Raw genomic sequence first — 24,454 nt, forward strand, 5'->3', positions numbered from 1 at the left:
TGGAAACGTCTGTGCCAGCTGGGTTCATTACCGCTAGCAGGTTGCTTTGCCTTGGACTGCGCAACCCAGGTTGTCGATAGCGGTGTCTACGTTGGTGCCCAGGGTAACGAACGCAGCAACAGCGCCCAGCGTTATCAGCCCACCGGCCACTGCATACTCCACAATGGTCAGGCCATCTTCGTCTTTGATGAACTTCAGTACCGAAGTCTTGATAGATTGCAGGTTCATGGTGTTCACCTCGCTCAAGTGCTTTGTAGTAAGAGCAGCGCGTTTTCACTGCCTGGTTGAACAGTAGTCAGGGGGCGCAGAAAGGGGTTAGGAGATTTTTGCAGACTGTTAGGATTTTATTGCTGTCACAGGGCCATTATTGATGCGTGGCAGACTCGGAAGAAAAACAAGTGGGGTGAAACATGGGGTGGAATCGATATGAGAATGGTTTCTGCTGGCGCTAACGTAAATAGAGCAAACACTTTAAAAGTGTTGTAGCACTCAGGCCAAAAAACAGCCCGTTGCTGGTGATGCAGGCCAAGGTGGTACGTAATGGTCTAAGCAGGGGTTTTGATATCAGGACTTGATCTGCTCATTGGCGTAACGCTGACGATACTATTCAAGAAGGAAAAAGCATTTCGCCAACGCCTGAAAGCAGCAAAAGGGTGCATGGAGTGTTTTTTTTTGACGTTTTGCTCTTGGTGTGCGCTATTTTCGCCATTTTGTTGACGTCAAGCGTTGCTGGTTCGTTCAGGCAGAGACCCTGACAGGCTATTGGTCAGGGCACAATGACGTGTTGTTTGGGAACAGTTTTAGTTGCGAAGTTCCAATGGGTTACCTGATGGAACAGGTGTCAGGAATACTGTCGGAGGTCCGCATTCATTATCGATGAATCAGGATATTTTGCTGTTGTTGCTACTGCTGGAGTGCTAATAATGGCACCGGGCTACTCAAGGAAGGGAAGGGTTCAAGATGTGCAATGGAGCTGATGTGAAAGTGCTGAGTGCATGGCAACGGATATATGTGAAAGACGAGCGAAATTTTTGTAATAACAATTCTAACGGTATAGAGCGCGATGATGAGTCTTTATCAGAATTGGATCCATCATACTTCTGGCCTGATGGCTAAATGGCTTGGGGCGAAAGAGTGGGTTAGTCCTATGGGCAGGCTAACGCCATGAGTGTCGAGGCGGCGAGAAAGCCGTACCTTTTATGGTTCGATCTCACCCACGATCATTCGACTGAAGCGCTGATGATGCAGTTTCAGCCAGCCTGCGAGTGTCGTCTGGCAGCCGGTAATTCCTTTTCCGAAAAGGACCACGAACCACAGCCGGACATGATCTGCATGCATTACGACCGTCCCGACATGCCAGGGCTCAACCTGCTGTTGGAGATCAAGCGCAAGGCACCGTCCATACCGATCACCATGTTCACCGTGCAGCACTCTGAAGAGCTCGCGGTCTGGGCCATGCGCTCGCGGGTCTGGGAATACATGGTGCTTGCCCTCTCAAGCACCGAGATCAATCGTTTTCTGCATGCGTTGAGGCAACTGTGCGACGTACGTCGCCAGGCCGGGGCGAGCAACAAGGTATTGCAGATCGAGCACGGCCCATCGCTGCCGGACAGTATCCGGTTGACGGCGGAGCACCAGAAGCACCATGCCTTGCATGACGTGCAGTTGTACATTGACCAGCATTTTCGCGACAGCATCGACCAGAAAGTCCTGGCCAAGCGTTGCGGCATGACCACCTTTCGCTTCAGCCGCGTATTCAAGGAAGTGAATGGCCTGGGTTTCATGGAGTACATCCTTAGCAAGCGCATGGACTGCGCCAAGGAGCTGCTCCACAACAGCCAGATGCCCATTACCAGCATTGGCTACGAGGTTGGCTTCAAAGACCCATCCTACTTCGCCCGCGCCTTCAAGCAGTGCGCAGGATGTACGCCTAGTGAATACCGCCAGGCGTCTCAAAGCGGCCTGAAACCAGCGCCTGTACAAGAGCCGGAAGTGAAACAGGAACCGTACGACGAGCTGTCGGACGTCATCGGTAGCCTGTCGCTGAGTGCTGAGTGCTGAGTGCTGAGTGCTGAGTGCTGAGTAGCGTTATCGCCGGCGTTGCCGGCGATAACGCTGATGGTCAGGTCACGACCCGGTAGCACGGCTCATACGCCGCTCCGCCCGGCAGTTTCATCCTGTGCTGCTCGACGAAGGCCTTCAGCAGGCGGTCCAGCGGCTGCATGATTGCCGCGTCACCGTGGATTTCATACGGGCCGTGTTCTTCGATCAGACGAATGCCTTTGTCCTTCACGTTACCCGCGACGATGCCGGAGAAGGCGCGGCGCAGGTTGGCCGCCAGTTCGTGCGGCGGTATATCACGGCTCAGTTTCAGGTCGGCCATGTTGGCGTGGGTTGGGTCGAACGGGCGTTGGAAGCCTTCGTCGATCTGCAGCAGCCAGTTGAAGTGGAAGGCGTCGTTGCGTTCGCGGCGGAACTGTTTGACGGTCTTCAAGCCTTCGGTCATTTGCCTCGCCACTTGGGCCGGGTCGTCGATGATGATCTGGTAGTGACGCTGTGCCGCTTCACCCAGGGTGGCGCCGACGAACGCATGCAGTTGATGCAGGTAGGCTTCGGCGCTCTTTGGCCCGGTGAGGATGACCGGGAATGGCAGGTCCTGGTTGTTCGGGTGCATGAGGATGCCGAGCAGGTAGAGGAACTCTTCGGCCGTGCCGGCGCCGCCCGGGAAAATGATGATGCCGTGGCCGACGCGGACGAAGGCCTCAAGGCGCTTCTCGATGTCCGGCAGGATCACCAGTTCGTTGACGATCGGGTTGGGGGCTTCCGCAGCGATGATGCCCGGCTCGGTCAGGCCCAGGTAGCGTCCGCTGTTCATGCGCTGCTTGGCATGGGCAATGGTGGCGCCTTTCATCGGGCCTTTCATCACGCCGGGGCCGCAGCCGGTGCAGATGTCCAGTTTGCGCAGGCCCAGCTCGTGGCCGACCTTCTTGGTGTACTGGTATTCCTCGGTGCTGATCGAGTGGCCGCCCCAGCACACGACCATTTTCGGTTCGAGCCCAGGGCGCAGAGTGCGGGCGTTGCGCAGCAGGTGAAAGACGTAGTCGGTGATGCCTTGGGAGCTGCTCAAGTCGATGCGCAGGCTGTCCAGCTCGTTTTCGGTGTAGACGATGTCGCGCAGGGCGCTGAAGAGCATTTCGCGGGTGCTGGCAATCATTTCACCGTCGACGAAGGCGCCAGCGGGTGCGTTGATCAGCTCCAGGCGCACGCCACGGTCCTGCTGGTGGATACGAACTTCGAAATCCTGGAAGGCGTCGAGAATGGTCTTGGCGTTATCGACGTGGGCGCCGGTATTGAGGATGGCCAGTGTGCACTGGCGGAACAGTTGGTAGATGCTGCCCGAGCCGGCTTCGCTCAATTGCTGAACTTCGCGCTGGGACAGCGTTTCCAGGCTTCCTTTGGGACTTACCGACGCGTTGATTACATTTCTTGGGATCATTGTGTAATTCCTTTAAACGATGCCAACCTGCCTGGGGTGGCCTGTGGCATTCGGAGGGTTGACACCGAACGTCGCCGCACAGGGCAGGTACTTTTCAAGCGCTCGGGCGATAACGCAAACACGGCTCTCTGGTCCTCCGTCAAATGTGCGTTCAGGTTATGGCGGATACCTCGTGGGGCTGTTGCCAGTAACCTGAAAGCACTGTGTGTTCAGGCGGTTACATTACTAATGCCACATTTTGCTGGGGCCTGTCTTTGAAAAAATACGTGAAAGGTGTGTCCTGGTACGCACGTGCCGGGTGCTGCCCTTGACGCTGGGGCAGGAGGCAGGTTGCGTTTGTGCTGTGCAGCTGGGCTGAGGGGGAGGGGCGTCGATTGGAGCATAGGCGTTGGAGTGAGGAACATTGCAGAAATTGCCGTGCCTTTGTTAGTGTATGAAACGTATACGTTGCATATATGGAGCCTCATCGTGGGTATCGTCAAGATTTCAGAACAGATGCATGAAGACCTGCGTCTTGCCAGCAATGCACTGAGCCGCTCGATCAATGCGCAAGCCGAGCACTGGATGCGCATTGGCATGTTGGCCGAGCTGCACCCAGAACTGGATCACAGCGCAATCTGTCGCCTGCTGATTCGTGCCGAACAGGCGGGTGGCCTGCATTTGGGCCAGCTTTCTGCACTGGCCGCTGCTGCATCTGGCGCCCGCGTCAAAACCGCCGTGGAGGCTGGACAATGAGCAAGAAAATTACCCTCAAGACACCTGCCGAGATTGCCATGGCGCGTGTGGCCGGAACACTGGCTGCCGAGGTATTGGCGATGATTGCGCCGCACGTCAAACCGGGCGTGTCGACCAATGAGCTGGACCGTCTGTGCCATGACTACATCGTAAACGTACAGAAGGCCATACCGGCCAACGTCGGTTACCACGGCTTTCCGAAAACCATCTGTGCGTCGGTCAACCATGTGGTCTGCCACGGCATTCCCTCGGACAAGCCGCTGGAAGATGGCGATATCGTCAACATCGACATTGCAGTCATCAAGGACGGCTGGTTCGGTGACACCAGCCGCATGTATTTCGTCGGCAAGCCCCGGCCTGAAGCCGAACGTCTGGTCAGCACCACTTATGACGCAATGTGCGCCGGCATTCGCGCTGTGCGCCCGGGCGCTACGTTGGGCGATGTCGGCCACGCCATTCAGCGCGTGGCCGAGCAGGCCGGCTACAGTGTCGTACGCGAGTACTGCGGGCACGGTATCGGCAAGGTCTATCACGACGAACCTCAGGTGCTGCACTACGGCATTCCAGGCCAGGGGCTGACGCTCAAGCCTGGCATGGTGTTTACCATCGAGCCGATGCTCAATGCTGGTAAACGGCATGTGCGCACCCTTGGCGATGGCTGGACGGTCATCACCACCGACCGCTCGTTGTCGGCGCAGTGGGAGCACATGGTTGCGGTGACCGAGAACGGCGTTGAGGTGCTGACGCCCTGGCCGGAGGGTGCGCTGAGCTGACCAATCGTGCTCAGCTTCGCCCGGCATTGTGTTTGTCAGTGCGGCTGTTCTGTCTGCGCCCGAGGGTTGCCAAAGCGCTTGCGGTAGGTCGAGGGTGAAACACCCACAACGGTGCGGAACGCCACGCGAAAGCTTTCTACCGAAGCAAAACCACAGGCCTCGCTGATGTTGGCGATGTTCTGGCTCGTGCTCTCCAGCAGATCCCGGGCACGGGAGATGCGTTGCTGTTGTAACCAGGCTTTTGGCGCAAGGCCTGTGGTTTCCCTGAAGCGGCGCAGGAATGTGCGCTCGCTCATGGCTACCCGGCTTGCCATCTGACAGATGCTGATGGGCTCTTGCAGATGTTCCCGTGCCCATTGCAGCACTCGGGTCAATTCGTTGCGTGGCAGTGTGCTGACCGGTGTGGGAATGAACTGGGCTTGGCCGCCCGTACGCTGCGGCGCCATCACCAGGCGTCGGGCGACCGAGTTGGCCACATGGGTGCCGTGATCGCGAGCCACCAGGTGCAGGCAGGCGTCGATGCCTGCGGCACTGCCGGCTGAGGTGATCAGTTGCCCCGCATCTACGTAAAGCACATTCGGATCGACTTCAATCTTCGGAAAACGATGCGCCAGTTCATCGGCGAACTGCCAGTGGGTGGTTGCGCGTTTGCCGTCCAGCAAGCCAGTGGCGGCCAGCACGAACACGCCCGAGCAGATCGACAGCAGCCGTGCCCCGCGTCCGTGAGCCTGGCGCAAGGCTTCCAGTAGTGGCGCTGGTGGTAGGTCGTGACGGCTGCGCCAGCCTGGAACAATGATGGTCCGCGCACTGTCGAGCATCTCCAGACCTGCGTCAGCAATGATGCGAATGCCACCCATGGCATGCATGGGTCCGTCATCTACCGCGACAACCTGGTGTCGATACCATGGGATGTTCAGTTCCGGACGGGACAGCCCAAAAATCTCCACCGCGATACCGAACTCGAAGGTACACAGCCCTTCATACGCCAGGATGGCGACAATGCCAGGTGGAGAATGCATTTGGCGAAAAGTTTCCGGTTGTTGTCGGTTTCCGCACTGTAGCCGAGTCCGTTGCCTCCCTACAATCCGTGCCCTGGAACATGCTCCGTAGCGTTGATCACCAGGGGCTTTGAGTAACGGAATTGCGTTGCATCAGGTCATCAGTTGCGCGCGGTATGACGTCTTTTTCCAGGCGTCGCTCGTTGGTGCCTGGTCCTTTCATTCAAGGAGTCGACATGAAAAGAATTGCCGTGGTTGGCTGTACCGGCGCTGTGGGCATGACGATGCTTGAGTTGCTGCAAAACACCGCTTTTGAGGTGGTGTGCATGGCGTCGTCACGCTCGGTGGGCAAGCCTCTGCAGGTTGGCCAGCAGCAGTACCGAATCGAGCCGTTTTCTGTAGCCGCCTGTGCTGCTTGTGACATTGTCTTTCTTTGTGTCTCAGGAGCGTTTGCCCTTGAGCACGGGCCGACGCTGGCCAAGGCGTCCATTGTCATCGACAACTCTTCTGCGTTTCGCTATCACGCTGAGGTCCCCTTGCTGGTGCCGCCAATCAACGGTGGGCGTTATGCCGGGGAGCGTTTGATCGCCAATCCCAATTGCTCCTCGGCCATTGCCCTGATGGTGCTTGGGCCTTTGCACCAGGCTTTTGGCTTGGAGAGCGCAATCATTTCGACCTACCAGGCGGCCAGCGGCGCAGGCCAGCCGGCGATGCTCGAGTTGCGCGAGCGGGCGCGTCGCTTCAGTGATTACGGACAAGACAACAGCAGCGAGAACTTTGCCCATAACCTGGCATTCAACGTCATACCGCAGGTCGACGTGTTTGAAGAAAACGGTTACACCCGTGAAGAGATGAAGGTGGTATGGGAGCTGCGCAAGGTGCTCAACGAACCGCAGTTAGCCATCAGCACCACGGCAGTACGAGTACCGACACTGCGCTCTCATGCCGAAAGCCTGAGCCTGAAGTTTCGCCAGCCGATCCGCTCGCTCAGTGATGTGAGGAAAATGCTGGCTGAGGCTTCCGGGGTCGAGGTGGTGGACGACCCTCTGCAGGGGCGTTACCCGATGCCGATGACGTCTACCTACAAGCACGCTGTAGAAGTGGGGCGTATTCGTTACAACCTGATCTATGGCGAATACGGCCTGGACCTGTTTATCAGTGGCGATCAGTTGTTACGTGGCGCCGCGCTGAACGCATTTGAAATCATGCAGCAGGTGATGGATTAGCGCAGCGCGCTACGCGATACCAGTATGCCCGGCAGCATCGGCGCCCAGAAACTCAGGCCGCGAAACAGCAGCGTCGCGGAGAGTGCCACCGGCAGTGCAATGCCCGCCCAATGCAGGGCACTGACCGCGCCGCCTTCAAATACGCCCAGCCCGCCGGGCGTTATACCGATACTGCGCAACGCAGGCCTTCCTGTTCCAACGCGTGATACTGGGCATGAATCGCTAGCCGGTCGGCCTCGCTCATGGGGCGGGCCTGGGCATCGGGGCTGCTTTCATAGTGGCTGTTGACGTACGCCAGCATCAACGGGCGGTCGCTAGGCTGGCCCAGTGGGTCGACATGCCGCTCCAGGTGGCTGACCGCTTCGGTCAAGGTGCCGGCCTTGTCGATGCACAGGACGTCCTTCGAACCCAGGTCCTGGATCGCCGAGAGGCGTTTGACGATCATGTCCTTGCTCGCCATGTCAGTGCCCTCTGTCATGAACCTGGTCGCAGTCAGTGTAGTTCGCGTGAACAGGGTGGCGTCCGATCAGGTGTCATAGGCAAAGCCAGCTGCGCATGGCTATGATTGAACGCCATGACAGCCTCTTTTCCGATCCGCCAACCCTGTCCACCCGGTGCCTGCGACTGTGACCGCGAACAGTTGCTGGACAGCCCTGGTGCCGATCAGCGCATCCTGCTCCTGACCCGCCAGGAGGAGAAGCGCCTGCTCGAGCGCCTGGAAAACCTTGAAAGCCTCGCTGACCTTGAGCGAATGAAGCGGCGCATGCATGAACAACTGGGCATCCGTCTGGATATTGCCCCGGGCTTCAATGAAGTGCGTACCATGCGCGGCATCGGTATTCATATCGGTGCGCAAACCGGGTTGTGCCGTAAGACTCGTCAATCGATTCCTGCCGCTATCCGCCGGGCATTGGAGCGTCGACCCGAGATTGCCTATGAGTTGCTCAATGCCCACGACCTTCTGCGTGATGCTTGAGGTGCCCGTGGGTCACTGAATTGGCTCGGCAAGACGTGCAAGCAAAAAGCCATTCCTTTGGATATGCGGTATAAATTGTGCTCGCCGTTTCGGCAGTATCGACAGAGCTGAACATGCTGAGTCATCTGAAATCCCAAGCGCTTGGCCTGTGCAGACCCGCAAATGCGCCAGGTACGTTGCCGGACAAGCGTTTTGACAGTCTTCTACGTATTGCCCGCGGCCATTTTGGGGTTGTCGATGCCTTGTTCCTGCCTGAAGCGGTAAGCGAGTTGTGGGCGGATACGCATGAGGGCAGGGCGCTGTCAGGGCTGCCTGATGTGTTTTCCTTGGGTCGATACTTTTCCGCGCATGATGAGGTGTTGGTCATCCCTGATACCCTTGCAGACGGGCGTTTTCGCAGGCCATTGAACGACACCTGCAACCGGCCGGTGCGTTTTCTGGCCGGCTGCCGGGTCATCACCCCTGCGGCAGAGTCGGTTGGTTTTTTTTGCCTGCTTGATGATGCCCCTCGGGACATGACTGAAGAGGACCAGGCATTTCTGCGCGACCTGGCCCGTTTGGCTGCCGAGATCATCGAACGTGATGGCACACAGGCCCGCCTGGAGGAAGAGGTCAACACCCTGCGTGAAGGCGAGCGCCGCATGACGCTGGCGATCGCCGGTAGCGGAACCGGTATTTGGGATCGTGACATTCAGGCCGGTGAAATCTATTACTCCGCGGGCTGGAAGGCCATTCTGGGCTATACCGATGCCGAGATTTCCAATCGTATTGAAGACAGTTACACGCGTATCCACCCGGATGACGTCGATTACGTAAGGGCTGCCATTCGCGCGCACTTTGACCAACAGACAGCAAACTACGAAGTCGAACACCGTATTCGCTGCAAGGATGGCCGCTACAAATGGATTTCCAGTCGGGGCCGGGTGGTAAGCCGCGACGCGGACGGTACACCGCTACGAATGATCGGAACCACCACTGACATTTCAGCCATCCGTGGCATGTCGGAGCGGTTGCAGCAGACGGTCGACCTGCTCACCAACCTGACCAATGAAGTGCCCGGGCTGGTCTTCCAGTACCAACGCACGGCCGCAGGCGACTCGTCGTTCTCTTATGCCAGTGCCGGTATTCAGGACATGTATGAGCTGACGCCGGAGCAGGTCGCCACCAACGATGCGCCCGTCAATCGGCTCATTCATCCCGATGACCTTCCGGGTTACCGGATGTCGTTTGATGTGTCGGCGGCAAGCCTGACACCGTGGCATTTCGAGTACCGCGTCTGGTTGCCCCGGCAAGGCTTGCGCTGGCGCCAAGGTGATGCCCGGCCTGTTCGGCTGGTGGATGGCAGCACCCTCTGGCACGGATTCATCACCGATATTACCGAGCGTAAGCGGATCGAGGCAGAGCTTCATGAGTTCGCCACCGTGGACTTTCTTACCCAACTGCCCAACCGCCGGCATTTCATGATGCAGATCGAGGCTGAGTTGATGAAGGTGCAACGTGCCCTTGACCGTCACTCAGCCGTGTTGATGTGTGACCTTGATCATTTCAAATTGATCAACGATCAATGGGGGCATGCTGTCGGCGATCAGGCGCTCAGGCATTTTGCAGCCATCGTGCGGGATCAGCTCAGCGAATGGGATCTGGTGGGCCGCGTGGGGGGTGAAGAATTCGCCGTAGTGCTGAGTGGCAAGGACATCGCACAGGCGAGCGCTTTTGCTCAGCTATTGCAGCAGCGTATTACCGAGGTCCCATTGCGGGTTGGCGACCAGCGCATCCCTCTGACCGTCAGCGTGGGGGTTTCGGCCATCATGGCCAGTGACGCCAGTGCTGATGCTGCGCTGTCGCGGAGCGATGAGGCGTTGTACCGGGCGAAGAAAAACGGCCGCAATCGTATCGAGTGCTATTGATCGATGCGCGGGTTGCACAGGTAAACGCCAGCGGCTCAGTCGTACTCGGCTTCTTCATGTTCGCCCAGCAGGCGCCGTTGCCGTGGTGTGGCCGCGTCCACGACTGTAGGGTTGAAGCGCCAGTACAGGTAGGGTGAAAACTTCTGGGCCACCATGCGTCGGCCATAATGCACCTGCAGCAGGTAGCGGGTGCGGTCGAGGGTGCGGTTGTCGCTGCCCGCGTGCCTCAGCTCGCTGCGAAACATCAGCACGTCCCCGGCCTCGCACAGCACCGGCTGTGCCGGTTGGCCTTGCCACTCATTTTCACCTGCTGCCGGTGGTCGCCCGGCGCGGTGGCTTCCTGGTATTACTCGTGTGGGGCTGAGGTCGGCATCGATGGTGTCGAGGTAGAGGTGTGCGGTACAGATCTGCATTGGCAACTCGAACGCAGGGTCGGCCAGCAGGCTTTGCGGCAGGGCCATGGCTAGGTAGTCCAGGTGCAGTGCAGCGCCGATGAAGCCAGGATGGCAGCGCCAGGCAGTCTGGCCAATGATGTGACAGTCCTCGCCCAAGGCTGCTTCGGCCAGTTCGATAACCCCGCTCAGGTCGAGAAACGGCAACCACAGTGGGTCGCGGTTGAACACGCATTTGTAATGTTCAAGCAGGCCGCTGTAGTCCCAGTGTTGGGGCTTGAGATGATCGATTGCAGCACGCAGGGTGGCGATTTGCGCAGCGTTCAGCACGCCGGGCAGCAGTACGAAGCCGTCTCGGTGCAAGGCTGCCAGGCGGCTGGCGGTCTGTGTCGGCAAGCGATCGGTGGTGGCCATGGCGCGTCCCCGTGTAGCGCGGAAAGCACCCCTTCATACTGGCACCCTGCGCGGTGCTGCGCCAGGCGCATCCACACTACACTGAGATGACCGTTGATTCAGAACGATGGGCACTGTGAGCGTGGCTCGCAGGTATCGCATGGCTGTGCGAGGTTGGACACATGCACAACGCATATGAGCACAAGCGGGCTCGCGTGCTCGACCCGATAGAGCGCGTCACAGAAGTCATTTTCGGCCTGTTGATGGCAATGACCTTTACCGGAACACTCAGCGTGGCGACTGCCAGCCGTGAGGAAGAGCGCACCATGATGATTGCCGCGCTCGGCTGCAATCTCGCCTGGGGCCTTGCCGATGCTGTGATGTACTTGCTGCGGACCTTGATCGAGCGTTCGCGCAACCGCATGTTGCTTGACACCCTGCGCAAAGGTGCAGACCCCGCAACCGGGCAGGCGCTGATTGCTGAAGTGCTACCGTCGCGTCTGGCTGCTGCAGTCGGCGCGGAGGGGCTAGAGGTGCTGCGCCGACGTTTGCTCGACCAACAGGCTATCGTGCTGCCACCGCGCCTTGGCTGGGACGATTTCAAGGGTGCGTTGGGCGTCTTTCTGCTGGTGGTGTGTGCCACGTTCCCCTTGGTGGTGCCGTTCATTGTGCTTGAGCAGGCCGCCCTGGCTATCCGCCTGTCAAACGGTGTCGGTGTTGCAGTGTTGTTCATTGCAGGCTGGGTTCTGGCTCGGTACGCCGGCGCAAAACCCTGGCAGGGTGGTGTGGCAATGGCGATCACGGGCGCTTTGTTGATCGCAGCGATCATCGCGCTGGGCGGCTGATGAGCGTGGCAGGTGGCATCACGGCCCAGTTTGCGCCGGTGTTCAGCGTACTGGCTGTTCAGCCACTGGTGCAGGCCCCGCAGAGACGCTTAGACTTGTGGTTTACCGCGCAGCCATCGGCTGCGCACTCACAGGGAGGTGAATATGGCTTTTTCACACGATGAGCGCGCTGCGCTGCTGGATGTAAAGGGCGTTGGCCCCACCGTGGTCGACCGGTTGGAGCAGTTGGGTTTTAACTCGCTGGCTCAACTGAGCGAGGCCAACGCGCTGGATATCGTTACCCAGGCGGCGGCATTGGTGGGTTCCAGTTGCTGGAAGAACAGCCCGCAGGCGCGAGCGGCGATCGCAGCGGCGATTGCCCGGGCGAAGGCAGTGCAGGGCTGAGCGTTTGACGCTGCTTGCGGGCAGGCATTGACGACGCAACGCACCTGCGCGAGGCTTGCGGCCATATTGGACAGAGGGTTCACACGATGTTGATCGACGCCACCCAGGCCACGCTGCTGGTCATTGATGTTCAGGAAAAACTCATCGGCGCGGTGACTGACCCGGCGGGCACCGTGGCCCGTACCCGCTGGTTGCTGGCTGCCACCGGTGAGCTTGGTTTGCCGGTGGTGTTCTCCGAGCAGTACCCCAAAGGCCTGGGCTCGACGCTGGCGGCACTCAAGGAGGCGGCACGCAATGCCGAGGTGGTCGAAAAGCTGCATTTTTCCTGCGTGGCCGCCAACTGCCTGCCGGCCAGCCTGCTCGCCCGTGATCAGGTCATTGTCTGCGGTATGGAGACCCATATCTGCGTACTGCAAACCGTCCTGCACCTGTGCGAGGCGGGTAAGCAGGTGTTTGTCGTCGAGGATGCCTGCGACTGCCGTAGCCCACTGAGCCAGGCTGCCGGTGTGCAGCGTATGCGTGATGCCGGGGTGCAGATCGTCACCCGTGAAATGGTGCTGTTCGAGTTGCTGGGCAGCGCCGGTCACGAGCAGTTCCGGCACATCAGTAAAACCTACCTGGTGGGCGAGCAGCCCTGAAACCGAGGCCCTTGCGTTGCAGGTGTCGCCTATCGCACCTGCCATTCTCGAGTAGGGAACGCCATGTTGTTTGTTGTCATGCTGGGGGGCAAGCACCCCGGCGCCAAGATCGAAGTCCACGATGTGGTTTTCGCTGTTGCCCCAAGCCTGGAGGCGGCTTATCCGCAATTGCGCGAGCAGTGGTTCGGCAGCCCCAAGGGCTTGCATATCGACTCCTGGCTTGAGGTTGATGGGGCTGAGGGGTATGTGTTGCGCTGGTCCGACCTGCAGCCAGCTGCGGGTGATCCACGCTTGTACTTCATCAACCTTGGGGGGTATGAGCCGGGCAGTTTTGGCGAGGCTCATCGCTACCTGCTGGTGGTCGCGTGCAGTCCGGCGGAGGCCAGGCTCAAAGGCAAATTGCAGATGGCCCGAGACTGGCTCAAGCCGCATACCGATGCCGTGCTGGATGTCGATGACTGTATTGCGATTGATCAGGTGGGGGGACGCTACGTGCAGTTGGTCGCGGGCGAACATGCACCCATTGCGCAGTTCAGCGATTACATCATTCTCTCCTGACGTGCCTGTGAGGTATGGCTGTGGCCTATTGATCTGAATTAGAGTGCGCGTTTTTCTACCCTCGACTTCTACAGGATGTTCCGATGAACGCGCGTGCCCTCGTTCCCTTTTGCTCGACCCTGGCGTTGAGCAGCGTTGCGCTGTTGGCTCAGGCACAGGCCCAGGCAACGGTGGCTCAGGTCTTCAATGGCGAGATGCTGGGTAGCAGCCTGGGCTATTTTGAATCGGTTGCAGGTGTTGCCCAGGCTTCGGATGGCGATACCCACAGCTACCGCGTGCAAGGGTGTGAGGTCACCGCAACGGCAGCGGGCGGGAAGGTCAGTGCATTGCGCCTGGCGCTGTCGCCTACCTGCAAGGCTGACTTGAGCAGTTTTATTGGTACTTTTGCTCCACCGAGCAATGAGCCGCTGACGTTCGGTGCGCTTAACCGCTCTACAGGTGGCCCAATGGCGTTCTATGCAGACTGCCTGGACCTGTGTGGTAACGCCTATGATCCGTCGGTGTATGCCCTTTGGGAGGGGCCACATGCGGTCAACTTCACGCAAGTGATGCTAGAAGTGGTATTGGCGGGTGATCAGGCGGTCAACGCGGCCTACAACTGGCGTGACGCGATCAGCAAGGCCAAGGGGGACGACTTCGTGGTCGATACCCGCTTCAACTGCGAGCGTACGTTCGACCCGGCGGCGATGCATCATTTCCAGGGTGTGGAGGTGACGGCCGTGACCATTGGTAGTGGGCTGAGCACGCCCGGCTGCTGAAACCACGGCGGTATCCTTGCGGGTGGTCCATGACTTCACTTCGATTGCTGTTGTGCCTTGCTGTGTTGCTCGTGCTGGCCGGTTGCGCCTCACCGCGCACCACCCAGCCTGCCAGCCCTGCCGAGTTGCGGGCTCAGATCGCTCGCCTGTTGCCGGCCAACCTCGCCGATCGCCAGGGTTGGGCGAAGGATATTCAAGTTGCCTTTACCCACCAGGGCATTGCCGCAACCCGCGACAACCTGTGTGCTGCGCTGGCGGTCACTGAACAGGAGTCCACCTTCCAGGCCGACCCCAGCGTGCCAGGTCTGGGGCGCATCGCCCGTGAAGAAATCGACCGTCGTGCCGCCAGGCTGCATGTCCCGCAGTTTCTGGTCAATGCGGCGCTCAATACCCGTTCACCGAGTGGCAAGAGCTACAGCGAGCGCCTGGAAACGGTGCGCAGCGAGCGGCAGTTGAGTGCAATCTTCGATGACCTGATCAGCACCGTGCCCATGGGGCGCACACTGCTTGGCGGTCTCAATCCGGTGCGCACCGGCGGGCCGATGCAGGTGAGCATCGCCTTTGCCGAACGCCATGCCAAGGGTTACCCCTACACGTACACCGGCACGATCCGACAGGAAGTGTTCAGTCGCCGTGGTGGGCTGTATTTCGGGATTGCTCATTTGCTCGCTTATCCGGCGAACTATGATCGGCAACTGTACCGTTTCGCTGATTTCAATGCCGGTTGGTACGCCAGCCGTAATGCGGCGTTTCAGCATGCCGTCAGCCGGGCATCAGGTGTCAGTCTGGCGCTCGATGGCGACCTGATCGCCCCGGGTGCGATTCTGCCGGGAGCGACAGAGCGGGCCGTGAGGCAGTTGGGTGATGCGCTGGACATGCGCAACCCAGTGATCCGCAGTCAGTTGGAGGAAGGCGACAGCCTGGCATTTGAAAGCACTCGTCTTTATCGACGCGTGTATGCCCTTGCCGAGCGGCACGAGGGCAAGCCATTACCCCGTGCGCTGTTGCCGGGGATTGTGCTGGAAAGCCCGAAGATTACCCGCACGCTGACCACCGCCTGGTTTGCCAATCGGGTCGAGGCGCGTTACCAGCGTTGCATGCAGCGTGGTTAGGGGATCGCTGCCAGTGTTAGTGGGGGTAAAGCAGGGCGGGTTAAAGGTTTGACCCGTGCGGTCGATAAGCGGGCTAACGCAAATACCATCAGGACGATAAGCACATGGTCGGAATCAATACGCTGGCGGCCGGCATCAGCATCAACGGCAGCCCAAGTGCAACCAATGTCAACGGCGTCAGTATCAATGGCGCGGCGCCTGCCGAGGCGACAGCTACAAGCGGCGTCAAGGCCGACCTTTCCCAGGTGCGGGAGAATGGCGAGGCCAAGGCCAGTGGTGCCAGCACAAGCGACAGTGAGCCAGCACACATCAAGCAGTTGCGTGAGCAGATAGAGCGGCTACAAAAGCAGTTGGCCGAACAGCAGAAGCAATTGCAGAAAGCGATGGCCAGTAAGCAGGAGGAGACAGCCAAGGCGGCTGCGGTGATGGCCGCCCAAAGCGCCGTTTCAAGCACCATGGCCGCTATTCAGGTCGCGACCAGTGCCTTGCTCGAAGCCCTGACCACCAGCGGAGGCAGCAGTTCGGGTTCGCTGGTCAGTACCAGCGCCTGATACTGGCCTTGGGGCCTGCCATGTACAACACCAGGCAGGCCCTGTAACCCTTCAGTCGGCGACTGGCCGGTTCTGGGTCCGCTCTGACTTGTAGCGCATCGCCACGGCTGGCGCTGCGCTTGCCTTGCCGGTTTCCATCCACTGGCGCAGGCGGCTGGCGTCGGCAAAGTGGGTGTATTTGCCAAAGGCGTCGAGAATGACCATGGCCACTTGCCGGTCAGCCATGCGCGTCAGCAGCACCAGGCAATGCCCCGCCTCGTTGGTGAAGCCGGTCTTGGTCAGCTTGATGTCCCAATCACTCTTGTTGACCAAGTGGTCGGTGTTACGAAAGCCCAAGGTGTATTTGGGTTTGCGGAACGCCACGGTCTTCTCGCGGGTGGTGCTCAACTCGCTCAGCATCGGGTAGTTGCGTGCGGCCAGCAGCAGCTTGCTCAGGTCGCGTGCGGTCGACACGTTGTACATCGACAACCCGGTCGGTTCGACATAACGCGTGTGGTTCATGCCCAGTGCGCGGGCCTTGCTGTTCATGGCCTTGATGAACGCATCGTAGCCGCCGGGGTAGTGGTGCGCCAAGGTTGCCGCCGCGCGGTTTTCCGAGGACATCAGGGTAATGAGCAGCATCTCTCGACGGTTCAGCTCACTGCCGAGTTTGACCCTGGAAAAGACGCCCTTCATTTCCTTGGTCTGCGCAATCGTGACGGGGATCACCTCGTCCATGCGCTGCTTGGCGTCGAGGACTACCATCGCGGTCATCAACTTGGTGACCGATGCGATCGGTCGCACGACGTCGGCCTTGTTGGCGTACAGCACCTGGTTGGTCTGCACGTCGATCAACAGAGCACTGCCGGATGCCAGGCGCAGCTTGGAAGGGTCACGTTGAACTTGCGCGGGTGGTTGGGCAACAGCATTCGACGAGACTGCGGCGGTACCTGTGAGCAATAGCAGCAGACTTAAAATCGAAAGAGAGGTTTTCACGTTGGCGCTCACTAAATGTTGGTATGTCGTTGGCTGTGCAAAGGTTTTCGGTAAAAAACCGTTACATTTTAGGAGTATGGCTCAGGGGCTGTCGATTGCCCCGGAATCATTAGGCCAAAAATGAAACAAATTTAACCTTGTACCATGCGTGTACCTATCAGCCGCGTCTCCAGCTTCCCGACTTCCGACCAACCTGCTGATGAGCTGAGTCAGCGTGCGTAGGTAGAGCGTAGTACGGAGGCAGTCGATCTGAAGGGTTTGGCGACATGAGGCACGTTGCCTGTTCACGCTTGGCATACTGTGCCTTCAGCGCATTTCAGGAGATCCGCATGACCCCCAGTAAAGACACCGTCTTGTGCATGTCTCTGGCAGGCCGTCCTGGCACCTTTGGCGTACGTTTTCACAACCACCTGTATCAGCAGTTGGGGCTGGATTATTACTACAAGGCCATGACCACCACCGATCTGCCCGCAGCCATCGGCGGGATCCGTGCCCTGGGCATTCGCGGTTGCGGTGTGTCGATGCCCTACAAGGAGGCCTGTATTGCCTTGATCGACGAGCTGGACCCATCGGCTGCGGCCATTGACTCAGTCAACACCCTGGTCAATACGGCTGGGCACCTGAAAGGCTACAACACCGACTATCTGGCAGTACGCCAACTGCTGGCGCGCCATCGTCTGGACCCGGACATGAGCTTTGCCTTGCGTGGCAGTGGGGGCATGGCCAAAGCTGTGGCCTGCGCGTTGCGTGATGCCGGCTTCGCCAATGGCACCCTGGTCGCGCGCAACGAAGCAGCGGGGCGGCGACTGGCGCAGGTGTGCGGGTATGGCTGGCAAGCAGAGCTTGGTAACCTGCGTGCACAGTTGCTGGTCAATGTGACGCCGATTGGCATGGCCGGTGGCGATGAGGCGGATCAGTTGGCGTTCGCGCCCGAGGCGATAGCGGCTGCACAGTGGGTGTTCGATGTGGTGGCGATGCCGGTGCAGACACCGTTGATCGTGCAGGCACAGGCGCTGGGCAAGCCGGTGATCACTGGTCTGGACGTGATTGCGCTGCAAGCGCTGGAACAGTTCGTGCTGTACACCGGGGTAAGGCCAACGGACGAGCAGGTCGCCGCGGCAGTGGCGTACGCACGAATGCCATCGCCAATGTTGGCGGCGCCTGCAGCGTTGTAGGCGTATTGTCGGGCGCCTGCCGTTGTCGGCCCGGCCACCCAGGCCGTGTGTGTTACTCCAGCTGCGCCAGGCGCTCTTCCAGCGCGGCAATACGGGCTTCCAGCGCTTCGATACGTTCCAGCGACACCGCGCTGGCGGTCGAGCGTTCCGGCCCTTGCTGCCGTGCTGCGAGGATGGCTTCGATGTCTTCCGGATCGCCGAACGCATGGGTGTACCGGTCTTCCCGCTGGCCGGCCTGGCGCGGCAGGTGCAGCGCAAAACCGCGTGCAATCAGGCGTTCAAGTTGATGCACGACCTGCTCGGCATCGTCAAAGTCGTGCATGCGGTTGCTGCGGGTCAGTAGCTCGTTGACGGTCTGCGGGCCGCGCAGAAACATCAGGCCAAGCAACGTCACTTGTGCCGGAACCAGCTCCAGGGCCTTGTCGATACGGTGTTCCCAGCGGTCGGCGCGGCTGCCCATCTGCAGGCGGGTCATGCCTTGGCTTTCCAGGGCGCGCAGGCTCTGGCCGACTTGGCCTTGACTCAGGTTCATCACCGGCTCACGGCTGGTTTTCTGGTTGCAGGCCAGCACCAGGGCGTTGAGGGTCAGTGGGTAGGTTTCGGGGTTGGTGGCCTGTTTCTCGATCAGCGAGCCGAGAATACGGACTTCGGTGCTGGTGAAGCGGGCAGGGGAAGCGGTTTCGTGTTCGGCGGACATGGCCCTGTCTCTATTCGAGGAAAGGCTCTAGCCTAGGTGCGGTTGACGGTAAAACACAAGCAGCCGGTGCCCGGGCACCGGCTGCAGGGGCATGGTCAGGCGCGAGCGGCTTGACGCTCTTTGGCCTGGCAGGCTGCGGCGGTGAAGAGTACGTCGGTGGAGGAGTTCAGCGCAGTTTCTGCCGAGTCCTGCAATACTCCGATGATGAAACCAACTGCCACCACCTGCATGGCGATTTCGCTGGGGATGCCGAACAGGCTGCAGGCCAGCGGGATCAGCAGCAGCGAGCCGCCAGCCACGCCGGAGGCGCCGCAGGCGCACACCGCTGCCACCACGCTGAGCAGTACGGCGGTCGGCAGGTCTACGGTGATGCCCAGGGTATTTACCGCTGCCAGGGTCAGGACGGTAATGGTGATGGCGGCACCGGCCATGTTGATGGTTGCACCCAGAGGGATCGATACCGAGTAGGTGTCTTCATGCAGGCCCAGCTTGTTGCTCAACGCCAGGTTGACCGGGATGTTGGCGGCCGAGCTACGGGTGAAGAAGGCGGTGATGCCGCTTTCACGCAGGCACATGAACACCAGTGGGAACGGGTTGCGACGGATTTTCCAGAACACGATCAGCGGGTTGACCACCAGCGCGACAAACAGCATGCAGCCGATCAGGACGGTCAGCAGGTGCAGGTAGCCGACCAGGGCATCAAGGCCGGACTCTGCCAGGGTCGAGGCGACCAGGCCAAAGATACCCAGCGGCGCAAAACGAATGACGACTCGTACGATCACGGTCACGCCGTTGGACAGGTCTTCCAGCACGGTTCGGGTCGTCTGGCCGGCATGGCGGATGGCAATGCCAAGGCCGATGGCCCAGGCCAGGATACCGATGAAGTTGGCGTTCATCAGGGCTTTGACCGGGTTGTCTACGGCGCTCAGCACCAGGCTCTGCAGGACTTCACCAATGCCGCCCGGAGCACTCAGCGAGGCCTCGGAGGTGTTCAGTGCCAGGTGGGAAGGGAAGGCCATGCTGGCAACTACCGCAACCACCGCAGCCGCAAAGGTGCCCAGCAGGTACAGCACCAGAATCGGGCGGATATGGGTTTCCTGACCATGGCGATGGTTGGCGATAGAAGCCATGACCAGAATGAACACCAGGATGGGGGCGACAGCCTTCAGCGCGGAGACGAAGACCTTGCCAATAAAGGACAGGTTTGCTGCGGTTTCGGGTGAGATCAACGCGAGGGCGATACCAGCAATCAGGCCAACCAGGATCTGTAGCACCAGGCTGGTTCTATTCAACAGGTTTAGAACGGGGGTCATGGCAGGTGTTTCTCTGTCTTGTTCAAGGGTTTCGGCAGTGCCGAAACGTGGCGCATCGACGGCGTCTGGATGGCAGGGCCGCGAAAAAGGGCGCGACTTTAGCACAGTGTGCAGCCGAGGGTCGCTGCACGGTGTCGGAGCGTGGTGCAGGCGCGTAGTATGCCCGCCCTTTTGGCGCGGCTGCCGCCGCGTGCTTTCTGCGTTGGAGTGTGGATGTTATTGCCTATCCTGTTGCTGGCTGCGGCCGGCTTCACTGTATTGACCACGGAGTTCATTATCGTCGGGCTGCTGCCGGGCATTGCGCGTGACCTGCAGGTCAGCGTCTCCCAGGCGGGGCTGCTGGTGACCTTGTTCGCATTCACCGTGGCCTGTTGCGGGCCGTTTCTCACCGCGTGGTGCGCGCGCTTCGATCGAAAACGACTGTTTATCGGAATTTTGCTGGTGTTTGCGGCCTCCAATGCGCTGGCGGCGGTGGCTTCGAACATTTATGTAATGGGCCTGGCTCGGTTGATCCCGGCGCTCGGGTTGCCGGTGTTCTGGGCATTGGCCAGTGAAACGGCGGTGGACATCGTCGGCCCGGCTTACGCTGGACGCGCCATTGCCAAGATCAGCTTTGGTGTGGTGTGTGCGACGGTGTTTGGCATCCCGGTCGGCACCTTGATTGGCGACGCCCTGGGATGGCGGGCGGCTTTTGCGGTGCTGGCCGTGCTGGCGCTGGCCAAGGCGTTGTTGTTGTACGGCTACCTGCCACGCACCCCGCGTCAGACGCCGGCCTCGTCACTGCTCGGGCAGTTTGGCATCCTGCGCAGCCGTTTGTTGCAGGGGCATGTGCTGTTGTCGGTGCTGGTGTTCAGCGGCATGTTCACGGCGTATACCTACCTGGCCGATATGCTTGAGCGTTTGGCCGGCTTCGATGGCAGCAGGGTGGGGTGGTACCTGATGGGGTTTGGTGCGGTCGGTTTGGTCGGCAACAGTCTGGGCGGTCGTGCCGTGGACCGTCATCCTCTACTGGCGTCCAGTGGCTTCTGCGCCGTGATGGTCATAGGCCTGGTGGCGGTGGTGCCGAGTATGCAGTCCACGGTGGGCCTGATGTTGGCGTTGGCCATCTGGGGGGCGACCCAGGCCGCGCTGTTTCTGGTTTCCCACGTGCGCCTGATCAAGGCCGCCCCCAAGGCGCCGGCGTTTGCTGCTTCTCTGAACATTGCCGGGGCCAATCTTGGCATCGGCCTGGGGGCGATCATTGGCGGTTGGGTCATTGATACCCTGGGCTTGGCCCGCCTGGGGTTGTCGGCGGCTGTGTTGATCACGTCGTCGGTGATCCTGGGGCTGTGGTTGATGAGCGCGCGGTTCCGGCCAGAGGCCAGTTGAACAGCTCGCGTCGGGCGCCTTCGGTGATGGCAAGAATGCCGGGGTGCTTGACCTTGCGCTCCACCGAGATGGCATAGAACGACTCGATCACGGCATCCGTCTGGCCGATCAGCTCGACGCCGTACTGTCGACAGACCTCGTCGGCGATGACGCTGGGGGCGATGAATATTCCGCTGCCTGACTGCCCGAAGGCTTGCATCAAGGCGCTGTCATCGAAGTCACCGATGATCCGTGGTTGCACATTCTGTTCGGCAAACCAGCGCAGCAAGCGGCTGCGTACCACGGTTTCCTGTCCGGGTATCAGCAGTGGCGCATGCTGTAGCCCTTGAGGAAAGTTGGCCCCGTAGCGCGCGGCCAGCGTGGCGGTGGCAAAGAAGCTGATGCCGCATTCTCCCAGTTTCTGGCTGTAGCCCTTGATGTCCAGGTGGCTGGGCATTGGGCTGTCGGAGATGACCAGGTCCAGGCGCTGAATCGCCAGGTCGGCAAGCAGGCGCTCCAGCTTGTCTTCACGGCAACTGATGCGCAGTGGGTCGCTCATTTCCATGGTGGGGGCAATCAGCCGGTAAACGATGGACTTTGGCACCACATCCGCGACGCCAACCCGAAACAGGATCTGCTTTTCTTCTGGCTGTGTACGCAGCAGGGCCTCAAGTTCGCCGCCGATCTGAAACATGGGCTCGGCATAGCTCAGGGCCTGGCGACCGGTTTCGGTCAGTTCCAGTTGACGGCCTACGCGGCGAAACAGTTCTACCCCATAGGTTTGTTCCAGCAGGCTGATCTGTCCGCTGATGGTTTGCGGGGTCAGGTTCAGTTGCTCGCAGGCGCGCACAATGCTGCCGGTTTTGGCCACGACCCAGAAGTAGTGCAGCTGCCTGTAGTTGAGCATGAGGGTTATCACTTCGTAAAAACCGAAGTATAACCCTTAAAAAAACGAATTTTCCTGATGTATCTCGGTCTTTAGAATGCATTGCTATCTAAAACGCCGGCTTCAGGGCTGGCCGTTACAAGAGGAAAAAAACATGCTTCACTTCAAATCGATTGGTACGCCGTTGGTGCTGGTGCTGGCGTTGTTTGCCATCAGCGGCTGTGAACAGGCAGAAAAGTCCGCCCAGCAGGTGCTCAATCAGGCCGCACAGTCGGCCAAGGAAGCCATCGACAAGACCAATGAAGCGGCTCAACAAGCCTTGAGCGAAGCCACAGGTTCGCAGGCAGAGAAGAAGCCTTCTGACACCGAGCGCGATGACAGCACTCAAGACATCTGATTCAACCAATCCCCCCGTTCAGGACTGATTCATGGAATACCTGTTAGAACTTGCTGCAAGCCCTACCGCCTGGGTCGCCCTGGCCACCTTGGTGGCCATGGAGATTGTCCTGGGTATCGATAACCTGATCTTCATTTCCATCCTGACCAACAAACTGCCTGAACAGTACCGCTCCAAGGCGCGGCGCGTGGGTATCAGCATGGCGCTGGTGATGCGTCTGGCGCTGCTCAGTACCGTTGCCTGGATCGTCCAGTTGACTGAACCGGTGGTTGACGTGTTTGGCCAGAGTTTCTCCTGGAAAGACATGATTCTGATCGCGGGTGGCCTGTTCCTGTTGTGGAAAGCAACCACTGAAATTCACCACAGTGTTGATCCCGTGGCACAGGAAGACGCCAAGGCCTCGTCGACCATTACCCTTGGCTTTGCTGCTGCCATTGGCCAGATCCTGTTGCTGGATATCGTCTTCTCGATCGACAGCATCATTACCGCTGTGGGCATGACCGAGCACTTGCCGATCATGATCATCGCCGTTATCAGTGCCGTGGTGGTGATGATGGTGGCCGCTGATCCACTGGCGCGCTTCATCAACGACAACCCGACCGTCGTGATGCTGGCCCTGGGCTTCCTGATCATGATCGGTATGACCCTGATCGCTGAAGGCTTCGGTGTCCACGTGCCAAAAGGTTACGTTTACGCGGCCATGGCGTTCTCGACGGCGATCGAAGTGCTTAACATTCTGTCGCGACGTGCTCGCATGAAGCGTGAAGAAATCTCGGCCTGATTACTGATTCAGGCGTGACGGCCGGCGCCGGGGTAACCCGGGCCGGCCGTTGTCGTTTCTGTGGAGTGCCAACTCAGTGTGCGTGTGCGTGCCGGCGCTGGCGATGAGGCGCGCCTGCCGTCATATCCCGGGGTTGCAGGTAAGGGTGATGGTGGCGACGCGTGATGCGCAGTACGCCCCAGAGCATTGCGGCCGCGACGCTCAGCCAAGCGCCGATCAACATGAAAATCGCCAGTGTCAGGCTCATGTGTGCCTCCTTTTAAGCCGAGCAGGCTCTTGCGCCTGCCTCATGCAACAGTCTAGCTGTTGTTACATGGCAAGCCATTGACCTATGGTCTAGCACCTTGGTCTGCTTTGTTCTAAGCCGTACGCGGGCTATACCGCGAAGCGTTGCGGGCCTATGATCGCAGCCGAGGCCGGGCGCTGCCTGCCTGGCACCAGAACAAGCGAGAGTCCATGCCTGTATTTCCCATCGCATCCCGTCGTCTGTTTGCGGCTGTGGCCGTAACCCTGAGCCTGGCTGGTTGTGCCAGCCCATTCTCGTCTCAGCTCAATGGCATGGCGCAGCGGGTTGAGTTGAGCGGTGTGCCATATTTCCGTGGCAATGCGAACCAGAGTGCCTCAATGGCCTTGGCGGCGATATTGTCTCAACAGGGTGTGCGGATCACGCCAGGTCTGCTTGATGGCCCCCTGCATTTGCCGCAAGACGTCGACAAGCTACCGGAGTCAATGCCGGCTGTAGCGCGTGAGTATGGGATGATGGTTTACCCACTGGACCGTCAGTTGCCAGCGCTGCTAACGCAGGTTGCTGCAGGTAATCCGGTATTGCTGCGTTACAGTGAGGGGACAGCGCTTTGGGGCGAGCCGCGGTATGCCTTGCTGGTCGGTTACGACCGCTACAAGGAACGCGTGTTGCTGCGCTCGGGCAATAATCGGCGCTTGCTGATGGGCTTCGACAGCTTCAATGCTGCCTGGCAGAAGGAGGGTGCCTGGGCTGTGCTGGTACAGCAACCTGGGCAGTTGCCGGCGCAGGTAGACCGGCAGCGCTGGCTCAAGGCAGCCAATGATCTGGCCCAGGCAGGCCAGGAACAGGCTGCCCGCCAAGCCGTCAAGGCCATTGGCCCGTGACGGCTTGAGCGGT

The 24,454-nt window shown here is 59.7% G+C and carries 28 protein-coding genes and 1 pseudogene; 18 read left to right on the plus strand and 11 right to left on the minus strand.

Annotated features, from left to right (window positions below):
• Positions 1-33 precede the first annotated feature (33 nt).
• Entirely contained in the window at positions 34-228 is a 195-nt protein-coding gene (locus tag UIA24_RS13550; protein ID WP_102052543.1) for a Flp family type IVb pilin, read from the minus strand.
• A 936-nt stretch (positions 229-1,164) separates the two neighbouring features.
• Between UIA24_RS13550 and UIA24_RS13555 the strand changes: the two genes are divergently transcribed.
• Positions 1,165-2,061, plus strand: a complete 897-nt coding sequence (locus tag UIA24_RS13555; protein ID WP_330523055.1) for a response regulator transcription factor — start codon at positions 1,165-1,167, stop codon at positions 2,059-2,061.
• Between the two features lie 61 nt (positions 2,062-2,122).
• On the opposite strand, the gene ppnN is transcribed toward UIA24_RS13555, so the two are convergent.
• A complete protein-coding gene (gene ppnN / locus UIA24_RS13560; RefSeq protein WP_330523056.1) occupies positions 2,123-3,496 on the minus strand; it encodes a nucleotide 5'-monophosphate nucleosidase PpnN in 1,374 nt (457 codons plus the stop codon).
• A gap of 468 nt (positions 3,497-3,964) precedes the next feature.
• Here ppnN and UIA24_RS13565 point away from each other — a divergent pair, with 468 nt between their 5' ends.
• A complete protein-coding gene (locus UIA24_RS13565; RefSeq protein WP_065759527.1) occupies positions 3,965-4,231 on the plus strand; it encodes a ParD-like family protein in 267 nt (88 codons plus the stop codon).
• Entirely contained in the window at positions 4,228-5,004 is a 777-nt protein-coding gene (gene map / locus UIA24_RS13570; RefSeq protein WP_330523057.1) for a type I methionyl aminopeptidase, read from the plus strand. The genes UIA24_RS13565 and map overlap by 4 nt, the downstream gene beginning before the upstream one ends.
• Positions 5,005-5,039: 35 nt before the next feature.
• Here map and ftrA read toward each other — a convergent pair whose 3' ends face one another.
• Entirely contained in the window at positions 5,040-6,023 is a 984-nt protein-coding gene (gene ftrA / locus UIA24_RS13575) for a transcriptional regulator FtrA (protein WP_330523058.1), read from the minus strand.
• A 215-nt stretch (positions 6,024-6,238) separates the two neighbouring features.
• Between ftrA and UIA24_RS13580 the strand changes: the two genes are divergently transcribed.
• Positions 6,239-7,228 carry an aspartate-semialdehyde dehydrogenase gene (locus tag UIA24_RS13580; protein ID WP_099774083.1) on the plus strand — a complete coding sequence of 330 codons (990 nt, stop codon included), beginning with the start codon at positions 6,239-6,241 and terminating at the stop codon, positions 7,226-7,228.
• Here UIA24_RS13580 and UIA24_RS13585 read toward each other — a convergent pair.
• Together UIA24_RS13585 and UIA24_RS13590 are read right to left on the minus strand one after the other, a co-directional pair.
• Positions 7,228-7,407, minus strand: a pseudogene (locus UIA24_RS13585) (lysylphosphatidylglycerol synthase domain-containing protein); the annotation flags it as partial. The gene UIA24_RS13580 and the pseudogene UIA24_RS13585 overlap by 1 nt on opposite strands.
• On the minus strand, positions 7,389-7,688 hold the full coding sequence (locus tag UIA24_RS13590) for a hypothetical protein (protein WP_330523059.1): 300 nt from the start codon (positions 7,686-7,688) through the stop codon (positions 7,389-7,391). The pseudogene UIA24_RS13585 and the gene UIA24_RS13590, both read right to left, overlap by 19 nt.
• A gap of 114 nt (positions 7,689-7,802) precedes the next feature.
• Between UIA24_RS13590 and UIA24_RS13595 the strand changes: the two genes are divergently transcribed.
• Both UIA24_RS13595 and UIA24_RS13600 read left to right on the plus strand, forming a co-directional pair.
• On the plus strand, positions 7,803-8,204 hold the full coding sequence (locus UIA24_RS13595; RefSeq protein ID WP_065759522.1) for a hypothetical protein: 402 nt from the start codon (positions 7,803-7,805) through the stop codon (positions 8,202-8,204).
• A gap of 113 nt (positions 8,205-8,317) precedes the next feature.
• Positions 8,318-10,111 carry a sensor domain-containing diguanylate cyclase gene (locus UIA24_RS13600; protein ID WP_330523060.1) on the plus strand — a complete coding sequence of 598 codons (1,794 nt, stop codon included), beginning with the start codon at positions 8,318-8,320 and terminating at the stop codon, positions 10,109-10,111.
• 35 nt (positions 10,112-10,146) lie between these two features.
• On the opposite strand, the gene UIA24_RS13605 is transcribed toward UIA24_RS13600, so the two are convergent.
• Complete coding sequence (locus tag UIA24_RS13605; protein WP_330523061.1) at positions 10,147-10,917, minus strand: phytanoyl-CoA dioxygenase family protein; 771 nt, start codon at positions 10,915-10,917, stop codon at positions 10,147-10,149.
• Positions 10,918-11,078: 161 nt separating this feature from the next.
• On the opposite strand from UIA24_RS13605, the gene UIA24_RS13610 reads away from it, so the two are divergent.
• The 7 genes from UIA24_RS13610 (at position 11,079) to UIA24_RS13640 (ending at position 15,742) form a co-directional block, all read left to right on the plus strand.
• Positions 11,079-11,741: a hypothetical protein gene (locus UIA24_RS13610; RefSeq protein WP_102052536.1), complete on the plus strand. Its 663-nt coding sequence runs from the start codon at positions 11,079-11,081 to the stop codon at positions 11,739-11,741.
• 144 nt (positions 11,742-11,885) lie between these two features.
• Positions 11,886-12,125: a Pathogenicity locus gene (locus UIA24_RS13615; RefSeq protein ID WP_102052535.1), complete on the plus strand. Its 240-nt coding sequence runs from the start codon at positions 11,886-11,888 to the stop codon at positions 12,123-12,125.
• Positions 12,126-12,211: 86 nt separating this feature from the next.
• Positions 12,212-12,763, plus strand: a complete 552-nt coding sequence (locus UIA24_RS13620) for a hydrolase (protein WP_330523062.1) — start codon at positions 12,212-12,214, stop codon at positions 12,761-12,763.
• Positions 12,764-12,826: 63 nt separating this feature from the next.
• Complete coding sequence (locus tag UIA24_RS13625) at positions 12,827-13,321, plus strand: DUF1543 domain-containing protein (protein ID WP_330523063.1); 495 nt, start codon at positions 12,827-12,829, stop codon at positions 13,319-13,321.
• Between the two features lie 83 nt (positions 13,322-13,404).
• Complete coding sequence (locus UIA24_RS13630; protein ID WP_330523064.1) at positions 13,405-14,079, plus strand: hypothetical protein; 675 nt, start codon at positions 13,405-13,407, stop codon at positions 14,077-14,079.
• A 29-nt stretch (positions 14,080-14,108) separates the two neighbouring features.
• Positions 14,109-15,191 carry a DUF1615 domain-containing protein gene (locus tag UIA24_RS13635; RefSeq protein ID WP_330523065.1) on the plus strand — a complete coding sequence of 361 codons (1,083 nt, stop codon included), beginning with the start codon at positions 14,109-14,111 and terminating at the stop codon, positions 15,189-15,191.
• 104 nt (positions 15,192-15,295) lie between these two features.
• A complete protein-coding gene (locus UIA24_RS13640; RefSeq protein ID WP_099774096.1) occupies positions 15,296-15,742 on the plus strand; it encodes a hypothetical protein in 447 nt (148 codons plus the stop codon).
• A gap of 51 nt (positions 15,743-15,793) precedes the next feature.
• On the opposite strand, the gene pbpG is transcribed toward UIA24_RS13640, so the two are convergent.
• Complete coding sequence (gene pbpG, locus UIA24_RS13645; protein ID WP_330523066.1) at positions 15,794-16,717, minus strand: D-alanyl-D-alanine endopeptidase; 924 nt, start codon at positions 16,715-16,717, stop codon at positions 15,794-15,796.
• Positions 16,718-17,046: 329 nt separating this feature from the next.
• On the opposite strand from pbpG, the gene UIA24_RS13650 reads away from it, so the two are divergent.
• Positions 17,047-17,892: a shikimate 5-dehydrogenase gene (locus UIA24_RS13650; RefSeq protein ID WP_442963032.1), complete on the plus strand. Its 846-nt coding sequence runs from the start codon at positions 17,047-17,049 to the stop codon at positions 17,890-17,892.
• A 52-nt stretch (positions 17,893-17,944) separates the two neighbouring features.
• On the opposite strand, the gene UIA24_RS13655 is transcribed toward UIA24_RS13650, so the two are convergent.
• Together UIA24_RS13655 and sstT are read right to left on the minus strand one after the other, a co-directional pair.
• Positions 17,945-18,589, minus strand: a complete 645-nt coding sequence (locus UIA24_RS13655; RefSeq protein ID WP_102052533.1) for a YceH family protein — start codon at positions 18,587-18,589, stop codon at positions 17,945-17,947.
• Between the two features lie 95 nt (positions 18,590-18,684).
• On the minus strand, positions 18,685-19,902 hold the full coding sequence (gene sstT, locus UIA24_RS13660; RefSeq protein ID WP_330523067.1) for a serine/threonine transporter SstT: 1,218 nt from the start codon (positions 19,900-19,902) through the stop codon (positions 18,685-18,687).
• A gap of 213 nt (positions 19,903-20,115) precedes the next feature.
• Between sstT and UIA24_RS13665 the strand changes: the two genes are divergently transcribed.
• Positions 20,116-21,270: an MFS transporter gene (locus tag UIA24_RS13665; RefSeq protein WP_102052531.1), complete on the plus strand. Its 1,155-nt coding sequence runs from the start codon at positions 20,116-20,118 to the stop codon at positions 21,268-21,270.
• Here UIA24_RS13665 and nhaR read toward each other — a convergent pair.
• Complete coding sequence (nhaR, locus tag UIA24_RS13670; RefSeq protein WP_099774100.1) at positions 21,206-22,156, minus strand: transcriptional activator NhaR; 951 nt, start codon at positions 22,154-22,156, stop codon at positions 21,206-21,208. The genes UIA24_RS13665 and nhaR overlap by 65 nt on opposite strands.
• A 133-nt stretch (positions 22,157-22,289) precedes the next feature.
• Here nhaR and UIA24_RS13675 point away from each other — a divergent pair, with 133 nt between their 5' ends.
• Positions 22,290-22,532, plus strand: coding sequence for a hypothetical protein (locus UIA24_RS13675; protein ID WP_065761917.1), 243 nt, complete (start codon positions 22,290-22,292; stop codon positions 22,530-22,532).
• Positions 22,533-22,563: 31 nt separating this feature from the next.
• On the plus strand, positions 22,564-23,313 hold the full coding sequence (locus tag UIA24_RS13680; protein WP_102052530.1) for a TerC family protein: 750 nt from the start codon (positions 22,564-22,566) through the stop codon (positions 23,311-23,313).
• A 73-nt stretch (positions 23,314-23,386) separates the two neighbouring features.
• Here UIA24_RS13680 and UIA24_RS13685 read toward each other — a convergent pair whose 3' ends face one another.
• The gene (locus UIA24_RS13685; RefSeq protein WP_330523068.1) at positions 23,387-23,560 is read right to left on the minus strand and encodes a hypothetical protein; all 174 of its coding nucleotides are present in this window, start codon (positions 23,558-23,560) and stop codon (positions 23,387-23,389) included.
• 209 nt (positions 23,561-23,769) lie between these two features.
• Between UIA24_RS13685 and UIA24_RS13690 the strand changes: the two genes are divergently transcribed.
• Positions 23,770-24,441: a hypothetical protein gene (locus UIA24_RS13690; RefSeq protein WP_102052529.1), complete on the plus strand. Its 672-nt coding sequence runs from the start codon at positions 23,770-23,772 to the stop codon at positions 24,439-24,441.
• Positions 24,442-24,454 lie beyond the last annotated feature (13 nt).

It is taken from the genome of Pseudomonas sp. AL 58 (genome assembly GCF_036348395.1).
Taxonomy (GTDB): Bacteria; Pseudomonadota; Gammaproteobacteria; order Pseudomonadales; family Pseudomonadaceae; genus Aquipseudomonas; species Aquipseudomonas defluvii.